A 22158-nucleotide genomic window follows, 5' to 3' on the forward strand; every position below is an offset into this window, starting at 1 on the left:
GAATAGGATGTTGTATAATTTAATATGGATCAGAAAGTGACAAATCTAAAATAGACGGAAAACTTGTAACTTTTGTCACCTTTTAGTTAAAATTAGTCTGATAGATATAAATGAAAAATATAATTAATATGAAAAAGTATATTCTTTTTAGTTTGTCTTTATGTTTTCTAATTTGTAGTTGCGTACAAAAGAAAACACAAAATGAGAATATTGATAGTCAGAATATTAGTTCAGGGGTTGAATGGTTGGATACCGATGGTAACCGAATTAATGCACATGGTGGAGGAATTCTTTATCATGAAGGAACGTATTATTGGTACGGAGAGTATAAAGGTGATTCCACTTATTGGAATCCAAAAGTTCCAAGTTGGGAATGTTATCGTACCGAAGCAGGAGGAGTGTCATGTTATTCATCAAAGGATTTAATTAACTGGAAATTTGAGGGAGTTGTGTTAAAGCCCGATGTGAATGATCTGCAGTCAGACCTTCATCCATCCAATGTATTAGAGCGACCTAAGGTTATTTACAATGATAATACTAAGAAGTTTGTAATGTGGTTGCATGTAGATAGTCACGATTATGCCAAAGCTACTGCCGGAGTTGCCGTTTGCGACTTACCTGCAGGGGATTTTGAGTATTTGGGTTCTATGAGGCCTAACAATGTCATGAGCCGCGATATGACCTTGTTTAAAGATGACGATGGTAAGGCATATCACTTCTATTCATCAGAGGAAAACAGAACCTTGTATATAAGTGAGCTTACAGACGATTATCTAAAACCGACAGGCAATTTTACTCGCAATTTTATCGATCAGTCGCGTGAAGCCCCAGCTGTTTTTAAAAGGGAGGGCAAATATTATATTCTTTCTTCGGGTTGTACTGGTTGGGATCCTAATGTGGCTGAGTATGCCATTGCCGATTCCATCATGGGCACATGGACTGTAAAAGGGAATCCGTGCAGTGGAACAGATGCGGATAAAACTTTTTATGCACAAAGTACGTTTGTAATACCAGTAGCCGGAAAGAAAGATGCTTATATTGCTATGTTTGATAAGTGGAATAAGACAGATTTGATAAATTCTCGCTATATTTGGTTGCCTATCACTTTTAAGGACAATGGAGACATTGATATTTCCTGGCAATCGGAATGGGATTTGGAAAAAACATTTAAATAAGATAAAATATGAAACCGACTTTGTTTATTTTGGCAGCGGGTATGGGTAGCCGTTATGGTGGTCTTAAACAACTTGACGGGTTGGGTCCTAGTGGGGAAACAATCATGGATTATTCAGTCTATGATGCCATACACGCAGGGTTTGGTAAGATTGTGTTTGTTATCAGGCATTCTTTTGAGAAAGAATTCAGGGAAAAAGTCATATCAAAATATGAGGATAAGATTCAGGTAGAAGTTGTTTTTCAGGAACTTGATTGTTTACCTGAAGGTTATACTCTGAATCCAGACCGTGAAAAACCTTGGGGTACAAATCATGCTTTATTGATGGGTGAAGGTGTAATAAAAGAGCCTTTTGGAATAATCAATGCCGATGATTTCTATGGTCGAGAAAGTTTTCAGATACTTGCAGGTATGCTGAGTACAATGTCAGGGAAGGAACATCAGTACTGTATGTTAGGCTACTTGTTGGGTAATACCTTGTCTGAAAGTGGTACTGTTGCACGTGGAGTCTGTGAGGTTGATAACGAAAACTATTTGACAAAAATAGTGGAGCGTACACAGATCGAACGCATCGATGGGGTGCCATGTTTTAAAGATGAAGATGGAACATGGAAGAAATTAACGGACACGACTCCTGTTTCGATGAATATGTGGGGCTTTACACCCGATTATTTCGACCTGTCAGAAAAGAGTTTTGTTGAGTTTTTAAAAGTTAATAAAGATAATCCGAAAGCTGAATTTTTAATTCCGACCGTGGTTAATGATCTTGTGGAGAAAGGTGAAATAAAAGTAAAATTGATAAATACTCCATCTGTCTGGTTTGGGGTAACCTATGCGAAAGACCGTCCGGAAGTAGTACATCGAATAGAAGAATTAGTGGAAGATGGAAAATATCCTGAGAAGCTATTTTAGATAAAGAATAAAACAGGGTGCTTAAAAGTAACTAATTGATTATCGCATATACTTTTAAGTACCTTTTCATTTAAGTACTGATATATATACTAGCCTTGTCGTACTTTAGCTTTAATACCGATAAAATGTTATTGTCTACACATATATCTCCTTTTGCCCGGCCCTTATATGTTATGTTGAAACCGATAGGTGCGGTTTGTAATTTGAGATGTAAATATTGCTATTATTTAGAAAAAAAAGGCCTGTATCCTCAAGTAAAGGACTATGTTATGAGTGATGAGATTTTGGAACGTTTTATTGAGCAATACTTGAATTCTCAAACGATGGAACAAGTTCTCTTTACATGGCATGGCGGAGAAACATTGATGCGTAACAAAAGTTTTTATGAAAAGGCTTTGAACCTTCAGCGGAAATATGGGCGTGGAAGACATATTGATAATTGTATTCAAACAAATGGAACACTTCTTACCGATGATTGGTGTAAATTCTTCAAGGATAATAATTTTCTGGTCGGTATTTCGGTAGATGGACCTCAACATTGTCATGATGTATATCGCAAGACAAGAGATAATCGTCCTTCTTTCTATAATGTAATGAAAGGGCTTTCTCTATTGAAAAAACACAATGTAGAATTTAATATAATGGGAGTAGTTAATGATTATAACGTGAACTACCCCCTTGAATTTTATAATTTCTTTAAAAGTATCGATTGTAGATATATCCAATTTGCTCCAATTGTAGAACAGGTGGATGGTGCAATTACTCCATGGTGTGTCCCCTCTGGAAAATGGGGCAATTTTTTGATTGCGATTTTTGATGAATGGGTAAAACAGGATGTGGGTGAATACTATATCCAGTATTTCGATTCTACTTTGGCCAATTGGGTGGGAGTGCAACCAGGTATTTGTACTTTGGCTAAAACGTGTGGACATGCAGGGGTTATGGAATTCAACGGAGATGTATATGCCTGTGATCATTTTGTTTATCCTGAATATAAAATAGGTAATATTCATACTCAGACTCTAACAGAGATGATGTATTCTGATAAACAGCTAAACTTTGGTAATAATAAGTTTGATAAGCTTCCGAAACAATGTAAAGAATGTGATTACCTATTTGCCTGCTATGGGGAGTGCCCTAAGAATCGGATTATAAAAACAGCATCGGGAGAAGATGGCTTAAATTATTTGTGTGAGGGATACTATAAGTTCTTTAAACATGTCGCACCATATATGAATTTTATGAAAGATGAGTTGGATAATAAACGTCCTCCGTCAAATGTGATGGAGGCTATTCGCAATGGTGTACTGAAATAATATACTTTCCCGATAAAAACATCCTTCTTCTGTTAATCAGCAGAAGAAGGATATTGGGATATCAATCTTCAATTAAATGTGTCGATTTCTATCGAGGTATCTTTTAATCCTGCCGATTTAGCTTTAAGAGTTATCTTTCCTCCTTTCTTTCCGGATTGAACAACTGCAATGGCTTTGCCATTGAAGAGCTTTCGTGAAGGCCTTTTCAGAGAGTTATGATCTGTAGGATTTCCATTATCTGTACCTGCAATAATTCCATTTCCTTCAATAGTGAAATCAATCAGGTTGTCTGCTATTGGAACGATATTTCCTTCACTATCCAATGCTTCAACCGTGATAAAAGAAAGGTCTTTCCCATCTGATTTAATATATGCTCTGTCTGCCGTAAGCAGTAGTGAAACTGGTGTTCCTACAGTCTTAATTTCTTTAGAAAGAACTTCTTTTCCATTCTTATATGAAATAGCTCTAATTACTCCAGCTTTGAATGGTACACGCCAGAATACATGGTATTCGTTCTCCTTCTTAGTCTTCTTTCCCAGTGATTCTCCATTTAGGAATAGTTCGACTGTATCTGCATTGTTGTAATAAGCCCATATATCGACCTCTTGCCCTTCTTTCCAATTCCAGTGGGGGAAAATATGAAGGACGTCTTTGTCTTGCCATTCGCTCTTGTACATATAATATATGTCTTTAGGGAATCCGGCTAAATCTATTATACCAAAGTATGAACTGCGTGAAGGCCACCAAAATGGAGTAGGCTCACCTAAATAATCGAATCCAGTCCATACATATAGTCCCGAAATATGATCATTATTCTTTACTGCCTTCCATGCATCTTCATGTGTGGACCCCCAAGGAGCGTGACTGTTGTCGTACGACGAACATTGATTACCTTCTTTAAAGAAAGGTTTATCCCATTTCTCAGGTCGTATAAATATATGATCTGAAGGCATTTCATAATAGCCCCGAGACATTAGCGAGGATGTTGATTCTGTAATAATTAGCTTTTGGTTGGGAAATTTCTTTAAGAAAGTATCGCCCCAGTTGTAAATATGATAGTTGAAGCCTATAACATCCATCACCATTGGTTTAAGTAGGTGGTTGTGGGGTTCAGTTTCATTATTGCCGGTAGATATAGCACGGCTAGGGTCTAATCTCTTTGTTATGTCGGCTAGCTTGATTGTGAGCAAAGAATTTACATGTAGCTCTTTCGAGTTTATATCTTTCTTGTTCAGTGTATTGGCAAAGTTGAACATTAAGTTGGCTTGCTGTAAGTCTAAAGTGTCTGTATTTATATGAGTCCATTGCTCCAGTATTTCATTGCCAATGCTCCACATAAATATGGAAGGATGATTACGGTCTCGGAGGATTATATCTGTCAAATCTTTTTCGTGCCATTCCGAGAAGTATTGCGCATAATCATATGGAGATTTCTTTTTGTGCCACATATCGAAGGCTTCGTCCATAACTATAAAACCCATCTTATCGCATAGATCAAGCAGCTCGGGAGCAGGAGGGTTATGTGCTGTACGAATTCCATTGCAACCCATATCTTTCAGAATCTCTAGTTGGCGTTCTATGGCACGAGTATTAACAGCTGTACCCAGACATCCTAAATCGTGATGCTGGCACACACCTTTTATTTTTACGGGTTTACCATTTAAGAAAAAGCCTTTTCCGGAATCGAATGTAAAATATCGGATACCAAAAGAAGTTTCATATTCATCTATCGTCTTATTGCCTTGTTTAAGCTTTGTAACAATCTTATATAGATAGGGACTTTCTATAGACCAAAGATTAGGACTATTGATACTTATTGATTGTTCTGTTTCAGTTGTTCCTTTTGCAGTAATCTCTATTTCACTATTTGTTTGAGCAACTTCCTTTCCCTCTGCATCTACAAGGATAGAATATAAAACCGTTTTCTGGTTGGTATCCTCTGTATTGCGAATATTGGTCGTTATTCTAATATTAGCATTTTCAGCAGATACTTCGGGGGTTGTGATGTATGTACCCCAATGATCTACATGTATAGGATTTACTTTAACTAACCATACATTACGATATATACCTGAACCTGTGTACCAACGAGAGTTAGGTTGCTGAGAGTTATCTACTCTTACAGCAATAATATTCTTTTCTCCAATTCTTACATATGGAGTGAGATCGTAGCGAAATGATACATAGCCGTTAGGCCGTTCGCCGAGTAAGTGGCCATTGATCCATACTTTGCTATTCCAATAAATACCATCAAAATCGATATAGATATTCTTGTTTCCTTCGGATTTATCGACGGAAAACTCTTTACGATACCACCCTATTCCTCCGGGTAAGGCCCCTCCTCCGGGAGTTGCTGGGCTTTCTTCCGAGAAGTCAGCTTCGATACTCCAATCGTGGGGTAGATTCAATACTCGCCACTGGATATCATCATACTGGACGTTATATGCCGAAGAATCGTCTCCAAGGTGGAATTTCCATTCTTGAGTAAAATCCACTTTTTCTCTTGTTTTATTATTAGGGCTGGAGCAATATACGAGGAGTAAGCTTGTGAGAATAGTTATATATAGTGTTTTCATTATCTATATCTAGATATTATAGTAAAGAGGATACCGAATGCAAGAGAATATGTTACAGACTTAAAGCTATATTCGGTATCCTTTCTTACTTCATTTATTTATGAGAATCGTAATAGTCTTTTGATACGAAATTATATACCAGAAGGCATGGTCCTTCGTTTGGATCACTGTCTCTCAAAACACCTAATTGCATACTGTTTTCGGTAAGTGACATAACCTTCATTTGTTCCCATTTAGATACAATAGGGATACGATTTACATCTCTTAGTATTGTAGCTTTGGCTGTAGTTAGAGTATGATTGTCTACATCGAACCAATAGCTACCGTTTTGTTCAACCTTTTCAGCTACTTTATTTGCGACTAAAGTATGCCCGGTGATAGCACCAAATGTTATTGATCCATAGTCAATGGCAGGCATTAGCCAACTATTTCCCGGATAATCGGGATTCCAGTTCCATGAATCGCCTCCAACACTTTGTCCTTCAGTAATGGATAACCAACTATCGTTAGTACCATAGAAATATAAGGGTCCTGTGAAATAAACTGATTTACCGTTTTTATCAAGATCCAATAACCAAGTTTTCTCTTTACCCGGCCCCCCGGTCAAATATGTCCATAAAATGTTATCCATGTACTTAAGATCATAAGTAGGTATATTAACCACTTTGGCTTCGGACGTTGTTAATCCTCCAGGTGAGACTACCGAGTAGTAAAAAGTATAATCGCCGGCAAAGCCGAAAGATAATGTTTCCGAATGTTTTGTTGAGTGTCCTGTTGCAGACTTAACTTCGTTGTCCCATGACCAATAAACGGTATTCTGAGTATTATCAGATGTGAGTATTATTTGGTTTGAGTTTTGTGGATTAAGTTTTACATCAAACCTCAGGTCGTTTTGACTTAGCTTATTTCCCAATGTAGGATCATCCGGAGAGCAAGACGACAGTAACAAGATGATACTTGTAAAGATGAAACTTAGTTTATATATATTTTTCATAATGTCTTATATTAAATTTATTACCAACCTGCATTTTGAATCAGAACTCCCTTCGATAAGGTAATTTGAGTATTAGGGATTTGCATAAATCCTCTGGTCTTTTTTATGTTATCGGCTTTTATTATTACTTGGTCAGAAGCGTTCCCACTAAGCACAGTTTGAGTTTGAGCAATTGTTGTTGCAGCTACATCAAGTCCTTGACGTAGTAAATCCCAGTACCTAATACCTTCGAATGCAAATTCAAAGCGACGTTCTTCCATAATATTAGCCAGAGTTACAGGTTTAGAACTTAAGCCGGCACGAGTTCTTACTTTATCGAAATATGTTTGAGCATTAGATGAACCTAATTCTGCCGCCATTAATAGAACATCCGCATAGCGAATTATTACATAATCCTGATCCTGCGAAATCTGAAAATCCTTAGATCCACCTGTATCAGATGTGCCGTCAGGCAGAGCAGTAGGAGTGTACTTTTTGTTGGTGTAACCTGTATATTCACGTTGATCTTTTTTGTCGAATGTACTCTCTATACCTTCTCCCACGATGTCAATAACTGATGCAATCCGTCGTTTATCTAAACTCTCGTATGCCGCAACTAGTTTAGGATTGACAGTACATGCACCCCAACCTTTACCGTATGGAGACCAATTTGTGTTGCGCATACCAAGCATTACTAACCAACGGTTTCCGTCCATATGTCCATTATAATCTTGTGTGTTGTTGAATTTCTCTGCAAAAATGGTTTCGATGTTTCCCATTCCGGCATATCCGCTTTTGTCGAGAGTATTATCTGCTGGATTTGGAGTATAACTTGCAGCAGGCCATAGTTTTTTGTATTCTGGGACTAAATCATATTCGTTACTATTTATAATATCTTCTAATCCTTTAAGTACATCTGCTTTAGTTACTCCTAGATCATCTTTTCCATAATATCCTGTGTAGAATAAGTATGCACGAGCAAGTAATGCTTTTGCTGCAAAACAAGTTACACGTCCATCATTCTTGCTGGCCTGAGCTTTGGGATAAGCATCTGCCGGAATATTATCTGCTGCAAACTTTAGGTCGCTGATTATTAGTTTGTATGTGTCGATGGCTTCCGATTGAGGCAGATTTTCTGTACTCGGTTCGGTTAATAGAGGTACTCTTTCGAATAAACGAACTAAATCGAAATACATAAGAGCACGTAAAAAGCGGGTTTCACCTTCTATTCGGTTGCGTGCCGATGGTTGGCTGCTAAAGTCTATACCATCTAATTTCATTAATAAAGTATTACAACGGAATATTCCGGCGTAATAATCGGTCCATGTTCCGTTAAACATATTATTATCGGATGGAGACTCTGAGATATCGAAACGATCCAAAGCCTGATAAGCCCGTCCATCAGTGTTTCCTGTGCCTCCGAAACAATTGTCAGATAGTATCTCGGAAGTAACAAAAAATGCCAGATTTCCATTAGATGAAGTTCTTTGAAAACCATCATAGCATCCTATTAGTGCCATTTCTGCATCGGCAATGTTTTTATAAAAGCCATCATCTGTAAGGTTCGTTTTAGATTCAGCATCTAAGAAACTATCGGAGCATGAGCATAGGCCTATGCTTAACCCTAAAGCGATTAATATATTGTATTTAAACTTATTCATAGTTATTTCTTTTAATAATTAGAATTTAAGATTTACTCCCAATAAATATGTTCTTGGGCGTGGATAATAGCCTAGATCTATACCTGATACCCATCCTGCAGTACCATATCCGATTTCCGGATCCATTCCGTCATAGTTAGTAAATGTAAAGGCATTTTGCACAGACGCATATAGGCGGCATTGGCTGATATTCTTCCAATTGATCAGTTTTGCGAAATCATATCCCAATGTAATATTACTTATACGTAAGAAATCTCCTTTTTGGATATACAAATCTGAGAATTGCCAGTTAGTATTGGTTTCGGTTACACGAGGTATTCTATTTGAGGAGCCTTCTCCTGTCCAGCGATTTAGAATAGCAGTAGTGTAATTTGCTTGTTTATTAGTATGATTACGATACGATTGAACTATTTCATTCCCTGCTACACCGTTAGCATTGACAGAGAAATCAAAGTTTTTGTAATTGAAGCCTATATTAAAACCGAAAGAGAAATCAGGCATTCCATTTCCAAGATCAGTTTTGTCTTCCGAGTCTATTTTGCCATCATTATTTAAGTCAATATATTTTACATCACCCGGTTTTACATCACTCTGAAGTATTCCTTTTCCGGCGGCTTTCCATGCTTTTATTTCATCCTCGTTTTGGAAAATTCCATCTGTTTTATATCCCCAGAAATATCCGATTGCATGTCCATCCTTCGCTCTGTAAAACTCTTCGGAGTTATCGTATAACATGCCTATATCTCCATGTATAGTCTGATCTGATGTGGGTATATTACCAACTTCATTTTTATTGTAAGATCCATTTACACCGATATTATAGTTAAAGTCTCCAAAGTTGTCATTCCAGTTGAACGCTAGTTCAATCCCTGTGTTCTTCACATCTCCGCCATTGATAAATGGAGCTTCAGCTCCTGCTGTAGCTAATATTGGTGCTTTTATTAACCAGTCTTTTGTCGTTTTGATATAATAGTCAGCATTCATACCCAGACGCCCATTTAGAAAGCGGGCATCGATACCGATGTTGGTTTGCTCAGATGTTTCCCATTTCAGATTCTTATTGGATAAGCGTTTTGGATATGCTCCCGGAATATTTGTTTTGTCTGTACCGAATACATAATGTGCTCCCGGATTAGTACTGGTTATACCAGTAGAAGTATTAACCGGTGAGGCGTATTGGAAATCGTCTATATCTTGATTACCGACTTGTCCCCAACTTACGCGGAACTTAAGGAAATCCATCCAATTACTATCTACTATATTTTCCATGAACTTTTCGTTTGTGATAACCCATCCTGCCGAGAATGAAGGGAAATATCCCCATCGGTGTCCTTTGGCAAATTTAGAAGAAGCATCAGCACGCAATGTGGCATTAAACATGTATTTCTCCTGATAATTATATCCTATACGGCCAAAGGACGAAACCCGGCGGTATATATTTTCAGGTCTTCCACCCACTGATCTGGTTTCTACTATATTTCCATCATTATCCAGATGTGCCTGGCCTGTTGTGTTGTCGAGGTATGCGTGCGAGAAATCGTTGAATTGAGATAGAAGATTCCAATTGGATGCCGATAAATAAGTTCCTTGATAACGAATAGCTTCCATTCCCACAAGCGCATTGAAAGAGTGATCATCTTCTACTTTGAAGTCATAGCCTGCTGTATTAGTCCATGTAAGGGTATGTCCCTTACCCATGTTTTGTGAAGTGGTGGTATGATCTTTATTGTAAGAGTATATCGAAAACTGGTAAAAAGGCGTATAATCACGATACTCTGATGCATAGTAATTGATACCGAATACAGATCTTAGCTTCAGATTTTGTATAGGTTCTAATTCCGCATATATATCGGCCATTAGCTTTTGGTTGTCATTCTTGTTGTTAGAATTTGTCATCATAGATCCATATGGATTTCCGTCTCCCTTATACCAAGGTGAATTGCTTGTGTCATTATAAGGGCTTCCAAATATATTATTGTCGCTATATACCGGAGAAAGAGGAGAGGTCGAAAATGCTCCACGCAGCGTATTATTATATTGGTTTCCTACGCTTATACCATTACTTTTTATATAATTGAAATTCAAGTGTTGTCCAACCTTTAAGACGTCCTTATATAATTTGTGTTCGGTATTTATTCTAAATCCATAACGTTGGTAATTGGAAACATCTTTTCCGCCTATAACCCCTTCTTGTGAAAGATAATTCAATGTCATTGAATAGATTGATGTCTCAGATCCCCCATTTATATTTAGTGAATAATTTTCTGTTTTAGCATCATCCTTTATCATCTGATCAACCCAGTTTGTATCGGCCAAAGTTCCCATAGCCCCAAAATCATATAATGCTGAACCCGAATTAATAGCTTGTTCATTCATTATAGTCATATATTCATTGGCATTCAATAGTTTTGCTTTACGTGCAACGTTCTGTACGCCATAATATGCATCGAAAGAGACCTGTCCACGACCTCTGGCTCCTTGCTTTGTTGTTACCAGGATAACTCCATTAGCAGCTTGTGCTCCATAGATAGCCGCAGAAGCAGCATCTTTTAGTACATCAATAGATTGTATGTCAGATGCATTCAATACACTGATATCACCTTCTATTCCATCTATTATATATAGCGGACCTGAATTTCCTATAGTTCCTAAACCACGTACAGTAACTTTCATATTTGCCCCGGGTTGACCAGAAGTGGAAGATATTTGTACTCCCGGTGTCTGTCCCTGTAGAGCCTGTAAAGGACTGGTTGTGTTTAATCTGGCTAATTCATCCCCTTTTACCTGTAATGTGGCACCGGTGTTCAATTTCTTTTTCTGAACGCCATATCCAATAGCTACGACTTCATTCAATAGGTTGATTTCTTCTTCCAGTTCAATTGTAAGATTCTTTTCCTTGCCTACTGGAACAAGCTTTGATTTAAATCCAATATAAGATACTTCTAATGTTGTATTTTCTTTTACATTTAATATGAATTTTCCATCAGTATCCGTTAGAGTTCCGTTAGTTGTTCCTTTTTCAATAACGGAGGCTCCGGCAAGGGGCTCTCCTAAAGAAATGACTGTTCCCGAAATCTCATGTGTTGACTGGGCATAAAGTCCTGCTGTGAAGATCAGGCTGATAGTAAATATCAGACATACTCTTCTTAAGCAAGAACAATTTGCCGAGTGGAATAAATTTTTCATTCTTTGATTCATAGTGATAGTGATTTAATGAGTACTGAAATTTGGATCTGTTTCCATAATATTTAGATTATATCAGCTTGATTTTCTCAAGCTCTCCCGTATATTTTACTTCCCATATTTGATTCTTCTTTTTATCTTTTGATATAAACTCAATGCGGAATGTTCTATCTTTTATCATTCCAGAGTATTCACCTTTTCTTTCTTCTATTGTCAATGTTTTTGTTGCTTCATTATATAAGAATTTGATAGTGGAGTATGCTCCCTTTTCATAATTGTAGTTAGTGCCCTCATCTTCGTATAGTGTGAACTCTCCATCTTTTCCTGTATATACTTTTAAGGTTATATTAGCTTGTTGTTCTTTTGTGTGCTGAATATCATCACCCATAGGTAGAATAGCACCTTCTTTTATGTATAAAGGAATCCGCTCGTATGGAGCTACTACTTTCATCGTTTTGCCTCCGGCGATATATTCCTGAGTTTCGAAGTCATACCAGTTTGTACTTTCAGGAAAGTAAACGTCACGAGAAGTTGCTTTATATGTATATACCGGACAAACCATTATGTTAGGGCCGAACATATACTGGTCGCTTATGTTGTATGTATTGGAGTCGGCTGTGAAGTCCATAACTAATGCACGCATAATAGTATAGTCATTGAAATGTGTCATACCTGCTAACGAATAAATATATGGCATCATACGATAGCGTAATTTGTCGTAGTAAACCATACTTTTATATGCCGGATGATTCTCTGGTGCCAGATTATAAATTTCACGGTATGGATATTGGCCATGACTACGGAATAGAGGACAGAATGCGCCGAATTGAAACCAGCGGGTATTCAGTTCACGCCATTCTTTCATATCTTCCGAACCTTCTTTAGCTTGTTCATATCGCTTTTCAACACAAAATCCACCAATATCCATTGTCCAGTAAGGAATCCCTGACATAGCAAAGTTAAGTCCGGCAGATATCTGGGCTTTCATATCTTCCCACCGAGTACCGATGTCTCCACTCCATGTAGCAGTCGAATATCTTTGTAATCCTGCAAAGCCGGAACGTGTAAGAAGAAATACCCGATTGTCGGGATTTACAGAACGTTGTCCATCATATATAGCCATTGCGTTGACCAGAGCATAAGCATTGAAATATTCGGTTGATGAGCCCAATGCTGTTGGCGTACTCAACTCTTTCCGGTATTGCATGCTTGCATTTGATAGAATATCAGGTTCGGAAGCATCCATCCACCAAGCATCGATACCTTTCGAATATAATTTTTCATTCATCTGATCCCAAAACATTTTGCGAGCACCTTCACTGTATGCATCGTAGAACCCAGCAATGTAACCACTACTTATCCAGTCACGAATACTATCTTTTACAGCACGGTTGTACATCCATCCTTTTTCATCTAATGCTTTGTAATTATCTGTTGTATAATAAAATTTAGGCCATACCGAAATCATTATCTTAGCATCCATAGCATGGACGCTGTCGACCATTCCTTTAGGATCAGGAAAACGTGCAGCATCGAAGTCGTGGCTACCCCAAGCATCTTCAGGCCAGTAAGACCAGTCTAGAACAATGTTATCTATTGGAATGTGCCGCTGGCGATATTCTTTAAGGGCTGTTAATAATTCGTCTTGGGTCTTATAGCGTTCACGACTTTGCCAGAATCCCATAGCCCACTTAGGCATTATTTGAGCTTTTCCTGTAACGGTTCTATAGCCTTTTATAACTTCGTCAGGATTGTTTCCCCGTATGAAATAATAGTCTATCTGATCACCCATCTCAGACCAGAGAGAAAGTTTGTTCTGTTCTTCTGTATCCTTAGGACTTAAAGCTTTTAAGCCTATATATGATATACCTCCATCGGGTTTCCAATTCAGTTTGATCTTACGTTTCTCTCCGGCTTTCATATTTACAGTAAATTTATAACTGTTAGGATTCCATGCGGTACGCCATCTTTCAGGCACAATTACTTGTCCATCCATATATATGGTTGTATATCCGGCATAGTAAAGGATGAAGTGGTATTTACCTGTTTCTTTAGCTTCCAATTCACCATCCCATATGATATTCGAATTGTGGAAAGGGAAGTCTTTGGGAAAGTTCTTTACAGTTTCAAGATTCTCATAGTCAATGGTAGACTCGCTTCTTTCTGCAAATATATTTTTAGAGTCTCCGTTAATCATATATGTGGCTGTAAGACCTCCTTCTTTTCCGGTCTTGTCATATAGTTTAAATTGATCTAAATTCATATATGGACGCGGGTCTCCAAATCTAGTAAGAGAATAATTGTCCCATAGTATGCCATAATTTTTGCTTGACATAATAAATGGAACAGACACTTTTGTATTATACTGAAACAATTCTTCATTTCTGCCTTTGTAGTTAAACTCATCTGCTTGATGTTGTCCTAAACCGTAAAAGGCTTCATCAGCAGGAGATTCGAATATTTGTTGTAGAGTGTATGCTTTTTTGCCTTCAACTTCAATATTCGAAAATATTTTACCTCCACCCTTATTCTCAGCGAGTAAAACTTTCCCATTGATGTCAGAGAATATAATCTCTCCTGTTGTCAAGGATATCGTAGCTATCGTTGTGGCTGTTTTTAATATTACATTGTCGTGTTCTTCTGAAACGTTCCACTCCGATGTTTGTGTTTCCTTATAAGTTGTCACTAAACTCTTTGTATTGGGGAATTTGTCGTCAGGTGTAGCCGACACATGAATAATGTCATCGCTTATTACTTGCAGGCGGATATTTTTTGCTGTTTTTTTATCCCCTTTATTTAAGGTAATAACTATCCCATCGTCTGTCTTTTTGAATGAGCTTTTACATCCGGTGAATACGAACGCAGATAATAAGATCATTAATACGAGATGATTTCTTTTCATGGCAATTAAATATTGGTTCTAAATTATGTTAATGCAAAGTTAATTGTATCTAAACCGATACTGTGTCTTAAATGTTTATTTACTAAGTCTCAAAGATTTTACTTAGGGGGTTAAATGTTTCTAATAGGGGATTAAATTAGTAACAGAAGAGTCTATAGCATAGTTTTTATTTACATTTGTATTGTAACAACCTTGAATGTCTAGCCGATGAAGAAGACTATTAATATATTATCGTATTTTTTTCTGTTTATATCAGTAATTCATGCTCAGCAATTTGAGTTCTCACATCTTAGTAATGCCAATGGCTTGTCAAACAATCAAATTGAATGCATATTTAAAGACAGTCGTGGGTTTGTTTGGTTTGGAACAAATATTGGACTAAATAGATATGATGGCATAAACTTTAAAATATATAAGCATAATCCCAACGATCCGTCAAGTATTCCTTCCGATAGATTTACTGATATACAGGAAGATGTAGATGGTAATCTATGGTTATTATCAGGTTCTTATACTGTATATGATTGGAAATCTGAAAGGTTTATCCTTAATACAGATTCCCTTATTACTAAAATGAAACTACCGGCTTCTCCCACTATTATAGAAATAGATCATCAAAAAAACTTTTATGCTTATTATCGGGGTAAAGGGATATATAGATATGATGCACAAACACACGAAATAACATGGTATAAACAAGCCGATAATTCAACGACTTTGAGATTGTCTGAAATTAAAGGGATGCAAATATCAGAAAACTATATTTGGGTTTTGCATCAGGACGGAGTTGTCGAACGCTTGAATATGAATATAGGAATTGTTGATATATGTAACACTTATTTTAGAGATAAAGATGAGAGTTCTACAATAATAAAATCTCTTTTTATCGATTCAGATAATGATTTATGGATATATCCCGGAATAGCAGATAAAGGTGCGGGATGTTATGATATAAAAGAAAAACAATGGAAATTTCTTGATACCGGAACAAAGCCATCTCTGTCCAGTAGCTTTGTGAGAGCCATCATTCAGGACAAAGATGGTTTTATCTGGATAGGAACAGACCATGGAGGAATTAATGTTTTGGATAAGAAAAAGCAGATCATATCGGTACTGAAAAATAATATATATGATGAAACCTCTATTAGTCAGAATACTATAATAAGTTTGTTTTGTGATCAAGACGGTGTTGTCTGGGCTGGAACATATAAAAAAGGAATTTCTTACTATCATCCCAATATGTTTAAATTTAAGAAGAATCCTTTGTATTATACTTCTAATCAGAATGCTGAAACCTTTGATTGTAATAGTTTGTATAAAGATGGAAACAATAATTTGTGGATCGGAACCAATGGTCGCGGTTTAGTAATGTATAATACAAAGACTGGCGAATCTCGAATATTCAGAAATAATGCGTCTGATCCGACAAGTATCTCATCAGATATCATTACTTCTATTTTCGAAGATCACAGAAACATCTTATGGATTGGAACTTTTTTAGGCGGTCTGAATGCATATAATGGAAGTGGCTTTAAACGTTATCAAATAAATGAGAACAATGCGAATTCATTATCTAGCAGGAGTGTTTATGGCTTGGCCGAGGATAACGATCATAATTTGTGGATCGGAACATTAGGTGGTGGAGTAGATAAATTAGACTCTGAGAGACAAACTTTCACTCATTATAATATTGATAATAATGTAGGAATGCTATCAGACTATGTTCTTTCTATGTATACAGATCCGTTGAAGAATATATATTTGGGTACGGATCAGGGTGTAAGTATTATTGATAAAGATAAAAAACAAATATCACATTATTTCTCGGATCAGACTCTAATAGATTCATTGACAAATCTTGGCGTAAACAATCTTATTCAAGATTCAAGAGGTTTACTCTGGATAGCTACTAACAGAGGAGTAAATATTTATAATCCATATAAGAAACAGATCACATGGATAACAGCAAATAATGGACTTGTAAACGAGGAGGTTGTTTCTCTAATAGAGGATAATGATGGAAATATATGGGTCGGAACCCGCCAAGGGCTCGCTTGTATGTACTGCAAATTTGAGAATAACACTTTAGCTTATACAATTGCTTTATTCGATGTTAAAGATGGCTTGCCAAGTTCTACCTGTAATCAGAATGCTATTTTCAAAGATAAAGAAGGTCTAATCTATGTTGGGACTATAAATGGTTATACTTGCTTTAATCCAAGGGATATAGTGTTCAATAAACGCATGCCTGCTCCTTTGTTTACAGACTTGCTTATAGAGAATCAGATCATACGACCTAATATTGAATATGATGGTAGGATAATTATAGAAGAATCGATCACTAATCTGAAGGAAATAACTTTAAATTATGGAGAAACCAACTTCACTATTTTATTTTCGGCATTAAATCTTATTCATCCCGAAAAGAGTAGATACAGATATATGCTGGATGGGCTCGATAATAAATGGACAGAGATAACAGATGGTGTAGGGGCGGCATCTTATTCTAATCTAAATCCAGGAACATATCGACTCTTGGTATATGCCAGCAATGATGATAATGTATGGGCAGAAACTCCAATCGTATTAAAAATTACGATTAACCCTCCATTTTGGCTTTCTTGGTGGGCCTATCTTATTTATATCATAGTTATTACTGCCATCATCAGGTGGTATCTGAAATATAAATTAAATAAGCAAAGAGCAGAATACGAGCAGGCTCAAAGAATATTAGAAGTAAATAAAATACATGAGGTGGATGAACTTAAATTCAAGTTCTTCACTAATATAAGCCATGAGTTTAAAACACCATTAACTCTAATATTGACACCTCTTGAAAAGTTATTGAAATCTCCGGTATCGGAAGATCAAAAGGCAACATTAAGCATTATGTATAAGAATGCACTTAGTTTATTAAGTATGGTAAATGATATACTTGATTTCCGAAAGTTCGATCTTAATAAAATGGTACTCAATGTATCTCGAGGTGATGTTATCTCATTTACTCGCGACATTTGCCAGTCTTTTTCTTCTTTAGCGATGGAGAAATCCATCAAGCTAACATTTACAACCTATCTCGAAGAACTGCAAATGGAATTCGATAAAGAGAAGATGAATAAGATCATATCGAATCTAATATCCAATGCTTTCAAATATACAGAGGAAGGGCATATCGATGTTAGTATCAGCGTGAGTGAATTGTTTCAGAATAATGAAAATGTACCGACCAAGCGACTATGTATTAAAGTTTCAGATACAGGAATTGGTATTGAACCTCAATACAAAGATAAAATCTTCGAACGCTTCTTCAGAATCGAAAATACTGAAAGAAGTACTCAGTCGGGTGGTGCCGGAGTGGGCTTGCATTTGGTTAGTGAATATGTGAAATTACATAATGGCGATATATCGGTAGAAAGTAGCCTGAGTAAAGGGTCTGTCTTTACTGTATTAATTCCGATTAATAATACTACATATAAAGAATTAAGTAATCAGGATATAATACATGCCGGACAAAGTAATAATATAAAAGCTTCAGTGGAGAATAGAGATGCAGAGAATGTCTATGCACAGAAAATGAATCTGCCGTTGCTTCTTATTGTTGATGATAATGAAGATTTTTGTGAATTTGTAAAAAGTCTCTTTGTCGAGAATTATAGAATCGTTACAGCCAATGATGGTGAAGAAGGCTATAGCATTGTTTTAGATCAGTTACCTGATATTATACTGTGCGATGTAATGATGCCTAAAATAGATGGATATGAATTTTGTCGTAAGGTGAAAAATGATATTAGAACCTCTCACATTCCTATCATATTATTAACAGCAAGATCATCGGAAGAAAACAAATATGAAGGTATTGAGGCTGGAGCAGACGATTATATATCTAAACCGTTCAATATAGATATGCTGAGATTAAAAATAGCAAAGATTATAGAGAAACAGAAGGTTTTGCATAGCAGCTTTAAGAAAAAAATAGATGTTTCTCTTAGCGATATTGAGATAACTACTATGGATGAGAAGTTTGTCAAAAAGGCAGTAACCATTGTAGAGAAAAATATAGGTGATGCTGATTTTTTAGTTGAGGATTTATGTAAAGAGATGGGTATGAGTCGAGTGTATTTTTATAAGAAAATATTAGCTTTGACCGATAAAACACCATCCGAATTTATACGTTTTATTCGGTTAAAGCGTGCTGCAGATTTATTGGAAAAAAGCCAAATGTTTGTAAATGAAATAGCATTTCAAGTTGGATTTAACGATCCCAAATATTTTAGAAAATATTTTAAGGAAGAATTTGGAACAACACCAAATGAGTATAAAAAGAAGGCTTCAGGAGAGGTGTGAAATCAAAAGAACCCCTGAATGTTAACAAATCTACCTCTTTATCGAACCTAAATGAGTCTTTATTGTAAACATATAGAGTAGGACTGAAAGACGTAAAGACATAACTTCGTGTTGAGAAAACTCTGACCTTAATGGATTGTAGATATACTTAAATAGTCTATCGGAAAACATTACATAAAAAAAAGTCAATACATATAATAGACCATGAAAAAAGGACTTATTATTTACGCTTCATGTCTGCTTTCAACACTCTTATCGGGAAAGGCTGGGTCTCAGAATAAGTGGCAATATCCATCAGTTCCTGCCGGATAGAAGAATGGCTCGGTAAAGGGACTTAAGGCAAGAGGAGGAGCAGAGGTTGATTTTGATTGGAAAGATGGAAAAGTAAATAACATTGAAGTTAAAGCAACAACAAAGAATGCAGTTCGACTAAAATTGCCAGAAGAAACAACTCTTGTATCGGGTGTAAAGGATTATAAGATAGAAGGAGGCTTTTTATTATTGGTAATGAATACGCAAGATATAGCTCAGATTAGGATTTTATATTAAATAAATAAACAACAAACACATGAAAAAATTAATTCTTTATGGATTGATCGGGTTATTTGCGCTTCAGATGAAGGCACAGAATATACCAATACCCCTTTATTTAGATGATAGTAAACCGATAGAAGTCCGTGTCGAGGATGCTTTGTCAAGACTTACTCTTGAAGAGAAGATTGCAATGATACACGCTCAGTCTAAATTCAGTACGCCGGGGGTTCCTCGTCTGGGTATCCCTGAAATATGGATGAGTGATGGGCCGCATGGAGTTCGAATGGAAATAGATTGGGATACGTGGAATCATGCCGGATGGACAAATGACTCCTGTACAGCTTTTCCGGCCCTGACTTGTCTAGCTGCGACTTTCAATCCCGAACTTTCTATGAAATACGGGAATGCAGTAGGAGAGGAAGCCCGTTTCAGAAAGAAAGATATAATTTTAGGTCCGGGGGTAAATATTTACCGTACGCCTATGAATGGACGCAACTTCGAATATATGGGAGAGGATCCTTATCTGGCATCCAAAATGGTTGTTCCTTATATAAAAGGTGTTCAGCAGAACGGTGTATCGGCATGTTTAAAACATTTTGCATTAAATAATCAAGAGTTGTGGAGAGGTCATATAGATGTTGAAATAAGCGATAGGGCGCTTTATGAAATCTATTTACCTGCATTTAAGGCAGGTGTGATGGCTGGTGGAGTCTGGACTGTCATGGGATCGTACAATAAATACCGGGGTCAATACTGTAGTCACCACGAAAGATTGATCGATCAGATCTTGAAAGGCGAATGGAAATATGATGGAATAGTAGTTACAGATTGGGGTAGTGCCCATGATACTCGCGAAGCTGCACTTTATGGCCTTGATGTGGAGATGGGAACATGGACTAACGGATTAACATGGGGAGAAAGCTTTGCTTATGATAATTATTATCTGTCTAAACCGTATTTAAAAATGATTGAAAAGGGTGAGTTGCCAATATCTACCCTTGATGATAAGGTACGTAGAGTCCTTCGCCTTAATTTCAGGACTAATATGGATCGAAAACGTCCTTTTGGAAGTTTTGCTACTCAGGAACATGCCGAGATTAGTCGCAAAATAGCAGAAGAAGGAATCGTATTGATGAAGAATACAAACAATTTCTTTCCTATTGTAAAAGATCGTTACAAAAAGATTGTAGTTATTGGTGAAAACGCAACACGCTCCTTGACAGTAGGAGGGGGATCTTCCGAGTTGAAAGTGAAAAAAGAAGTCTCTCCATTAGAGGGATTGAAAGCTAAATATGGAGCCGATAAAGTCTTCTATACTATGGGATATGGATCAGGTCCTAGTGTTTATGATAATTTCATACCATCTCCGTATAATACAGATTCATTAAAAAGAGAAGCTTTGGCTTTAGCTAAGGATGCAGACGTTGTCCTCTTTATTGGAGGATTGAATAAGAGCTTCCAGCAAGATTGTGAAGGAGCCGACCGCATAAGTTATGATCTGCCTTTCGGACAGAATGAATTAATAGCAGACTTGTTGAAGATAAATAAAAATACAGGAGTTATATTAATAAGTGGAAATGCTGTTGCTATGCCATGGCTTGATAAGGTTCCTGCTCTTATACAATCATGGTATCTTGGCTCCGAAGCAGGAAATGCTACTGCAAATGTTATTTCAGGCGATGTAAATCCTTCAGGTAAATTACCTTTTAGTATTCCGAGAAAACTTGAAGATAATGGCGCTATTTCGTTTGGAGCAATATCATATCCGGGAGATAGCATCAGGCAAGTTTATAAAGAAGATATTTTAGTTGGTTATCGTTGGCACGATACAAAAAAGATTCCGGCATTATTCCCTTTTGGATATGGTTTGTCATACACAACTTTTGACTATGGTAAAATAACAACGGATAAAAAAGAATACTCAAAGGATGATATAATAAAAGTATCTTTTACTCTTAGTAATAATGGAGGTATAGACGGAGCTGAGTCTGTTCAGCTTTATGCATCCCAGAACAAACCATCGTTGGTACGTCCAGCAAAAGAACTAAAAGCATTTAAAAAGGTTTACTTAAAATCAGGAGAAAGCAAAACCGTAGAATTGACACTTCCGGTCAGGGATTTAGCCTTTTTTGATGATAAAGCTCATAGTTGGGTTGTAGAATCAGATAAGTTTACATTACATTGTGGTACATCTTCGGCTGATATAAAGAGTTCTATAGTATTAGAAGTAAAGTAGTTCTTCATAAATAATGGGGATGAGAGAAATTTCTTTTTTCGATATTTATCAATTCGTAACAAATCATTAACCTTAATTTTGTCAAAATGACATTGATAAGTGGTGTTTTGTATATAGTTTTACATCACGATAGTGTCAGAATGACTAGATATTATCCAAAGAGAGGCAATATCGTAAAAATGAGGAGGATTCTAGATTCCTCCTCAGATAAAGCCTCTCTTGACTATTTAAACTATGATTGATTTTGTGTTGGAATGTTTGCAAAAATGGGAGGGAAGTTTACGAAGAGATTTTGTGAACTTCTTTTTTTTAGATTATTTTACCTTTTCATATTTACATAATAGAGT

General features: G+C 36.6%; 10 protein-coding genes and 1 pseudogene. 6 read left to right on the top strand and 5 right to left on the bottom strand.

Annotated features, from left to right (window positions below; translation table 11 throughout):
- Positions 1-128: 128 nt before the first annotated feature.
- From JGH11_RS09680 to JGH11_RS09690, 3 genes are all read left to right on the top strand, one after another.
- Entirely contained in the window at positions 129-1175 is a 1047-nt protein-coding gene (locus JGH11_RS09680) for a glycoside hydrolase family 43 protein (RefSeq protein WP_201111382.1), read from the top strand.
- An 8-nt stretch (positions 1176-1183) separates the two neighbouring features.
- Positions 1184-2086: a nucleotidyltransferase gene (locus JGH11_RS09685; protein ID WP_201111383.1), complete on the top strand. Its 903-nt coding sequence runs from the start codon at positions 1184-1186 to the stop codon at positions 2084-2086.
- A gap of 125 nt (positions 2087-2211) precedes the next feature.
- Positions 2212-3402 (top strand): anaerobic sulfatase-maturation protein, encoded by a 1191-nt coding sequence (locus JGH11_RS09690; protein WP_201111384.1) that lies wholly within the window; start codon positions 2212-2214, stop codon positions 3400-3402.
- A 68-nt stretch (positions 3403-3470) separates the two neighbouring features.
- Here JGH11_RS09690 and JGH11_RS09695 read toward each other — a convergent pair whose 3' ends face one another.
- The 5 genes from JGH11_RS09695 to JGH11_RS09715 all read right to left on the bottom strand — a co-directional run bounded on the left by JGH11_RS09695 (position 3471) and on the right by JGH11_RS09715 (position 14697).
- The gene (locus JGH11_RS09695; RefSeq protein ID WP_201111385.1) at positions 3471-5978 is read right to left on the bottom strand and encodes a sugar-binding domain-containing protein; all 2508 of its coding nucleotides are present in this window, start codon (positions 5976-5978) and stop codon (positions 3471-3473) included.
- A 94-nt stretch (positions 5979-6072) separates the two neighbouring features.
- On the bottom strand, positions 6073-6972 hold the full coding sequence (locus JGH11_RS09700; protein WP_201111386.1) for a hypothetical protein: 900 nt from the start codon (positions 6970-6972) through the stop codon (positions 6073-6075).
- A 20-nt stretch (positions 6973-6992) separates the two neighbouring features.
- Positions 6993-8612, bottom strand: coding sequence for a RagB/SusD family nutrient uptake outer membrane protein (locus tag JGH11_RS09705; RefSeq protein ID WP_201111387.1), 1620 nt, complete (start codon positions 8610-8612; stop codon positions 6993-6995).
- A gap of 18 nt (positions 8613-8630) precedes the next feature.
- Entirely contained in the window at positions 8631-11798 is a 3168-nt protein-coding gene (locus JGH11_RS09710; protein ID WP_236263942.1) for a TonB-dependent receptor, read from the bottom strand.
- Between the two features lie 67 nt (positions 11799-11865).
- Positions 11866-14697 carry a TIM-barrel domain-containing protein gene (locus JGH11_RS09715; protein ID WP_201111389.1) on the bottom strand — a complete coding sequence of 944 codons (2832 nt, stop codon included), beginning with the start codon at positions 14695-14697 and terminating at the stop codon, positions 11866-11868.
- A gap of 207 nt (positions 14698-14904) precedes the next feature.
- Between JGH11_RS09715 and JGH11_RS09720 the strand changes: the two genes are divergently transcribed.
- From JGH11_RS09720 to JGH11_RS09725, 3 genes and pseudogenes are all read left to right on the top strand, one after another.
- Complete coding sequence (locus JGH11_RS09720) at positions 14905-19041, top strand: two-component regulator propeller domain-containing protein (RefSeq protein WP_201111390.1); 4137 nt, start codon at positions 14905-14907, stop codon at positions 19039-19041.
- Positions 19042-19365: 324 nt separating this feature from the next.
- Positions 19366-19590 (top strand): annotated as a pseudogene (locus tag JGH11_RS20545) (glycoside hydrolase family 95-like protein); the annotation flags it as partial.
- Between the two features lie 19 nt (positions 19591-19609).
- On the top strand, positions 19610-21811 hold the full coding sequence (locus JGH11_RS09725) for a glycoside hydrolase family 3 protein (protein WP_201111391.1): 2202 nt from the start codon (positions 19610-19612) through the stop codon (positions 21809-21811).
- The last annotated feature ends 347 nt before the right edge of the window (positions 21812-22158 follow it).

The organism is Dysgonomonas sp. Marseille-P4677 (assembly GCF_016652235.1).
In the GTDB taxonomy this organism is placed as follows: Bacteria; Bacteroidota; Bacteroidia; order Bacteroidales; family Dysgonomonadaceae; genus Dysgonomonas.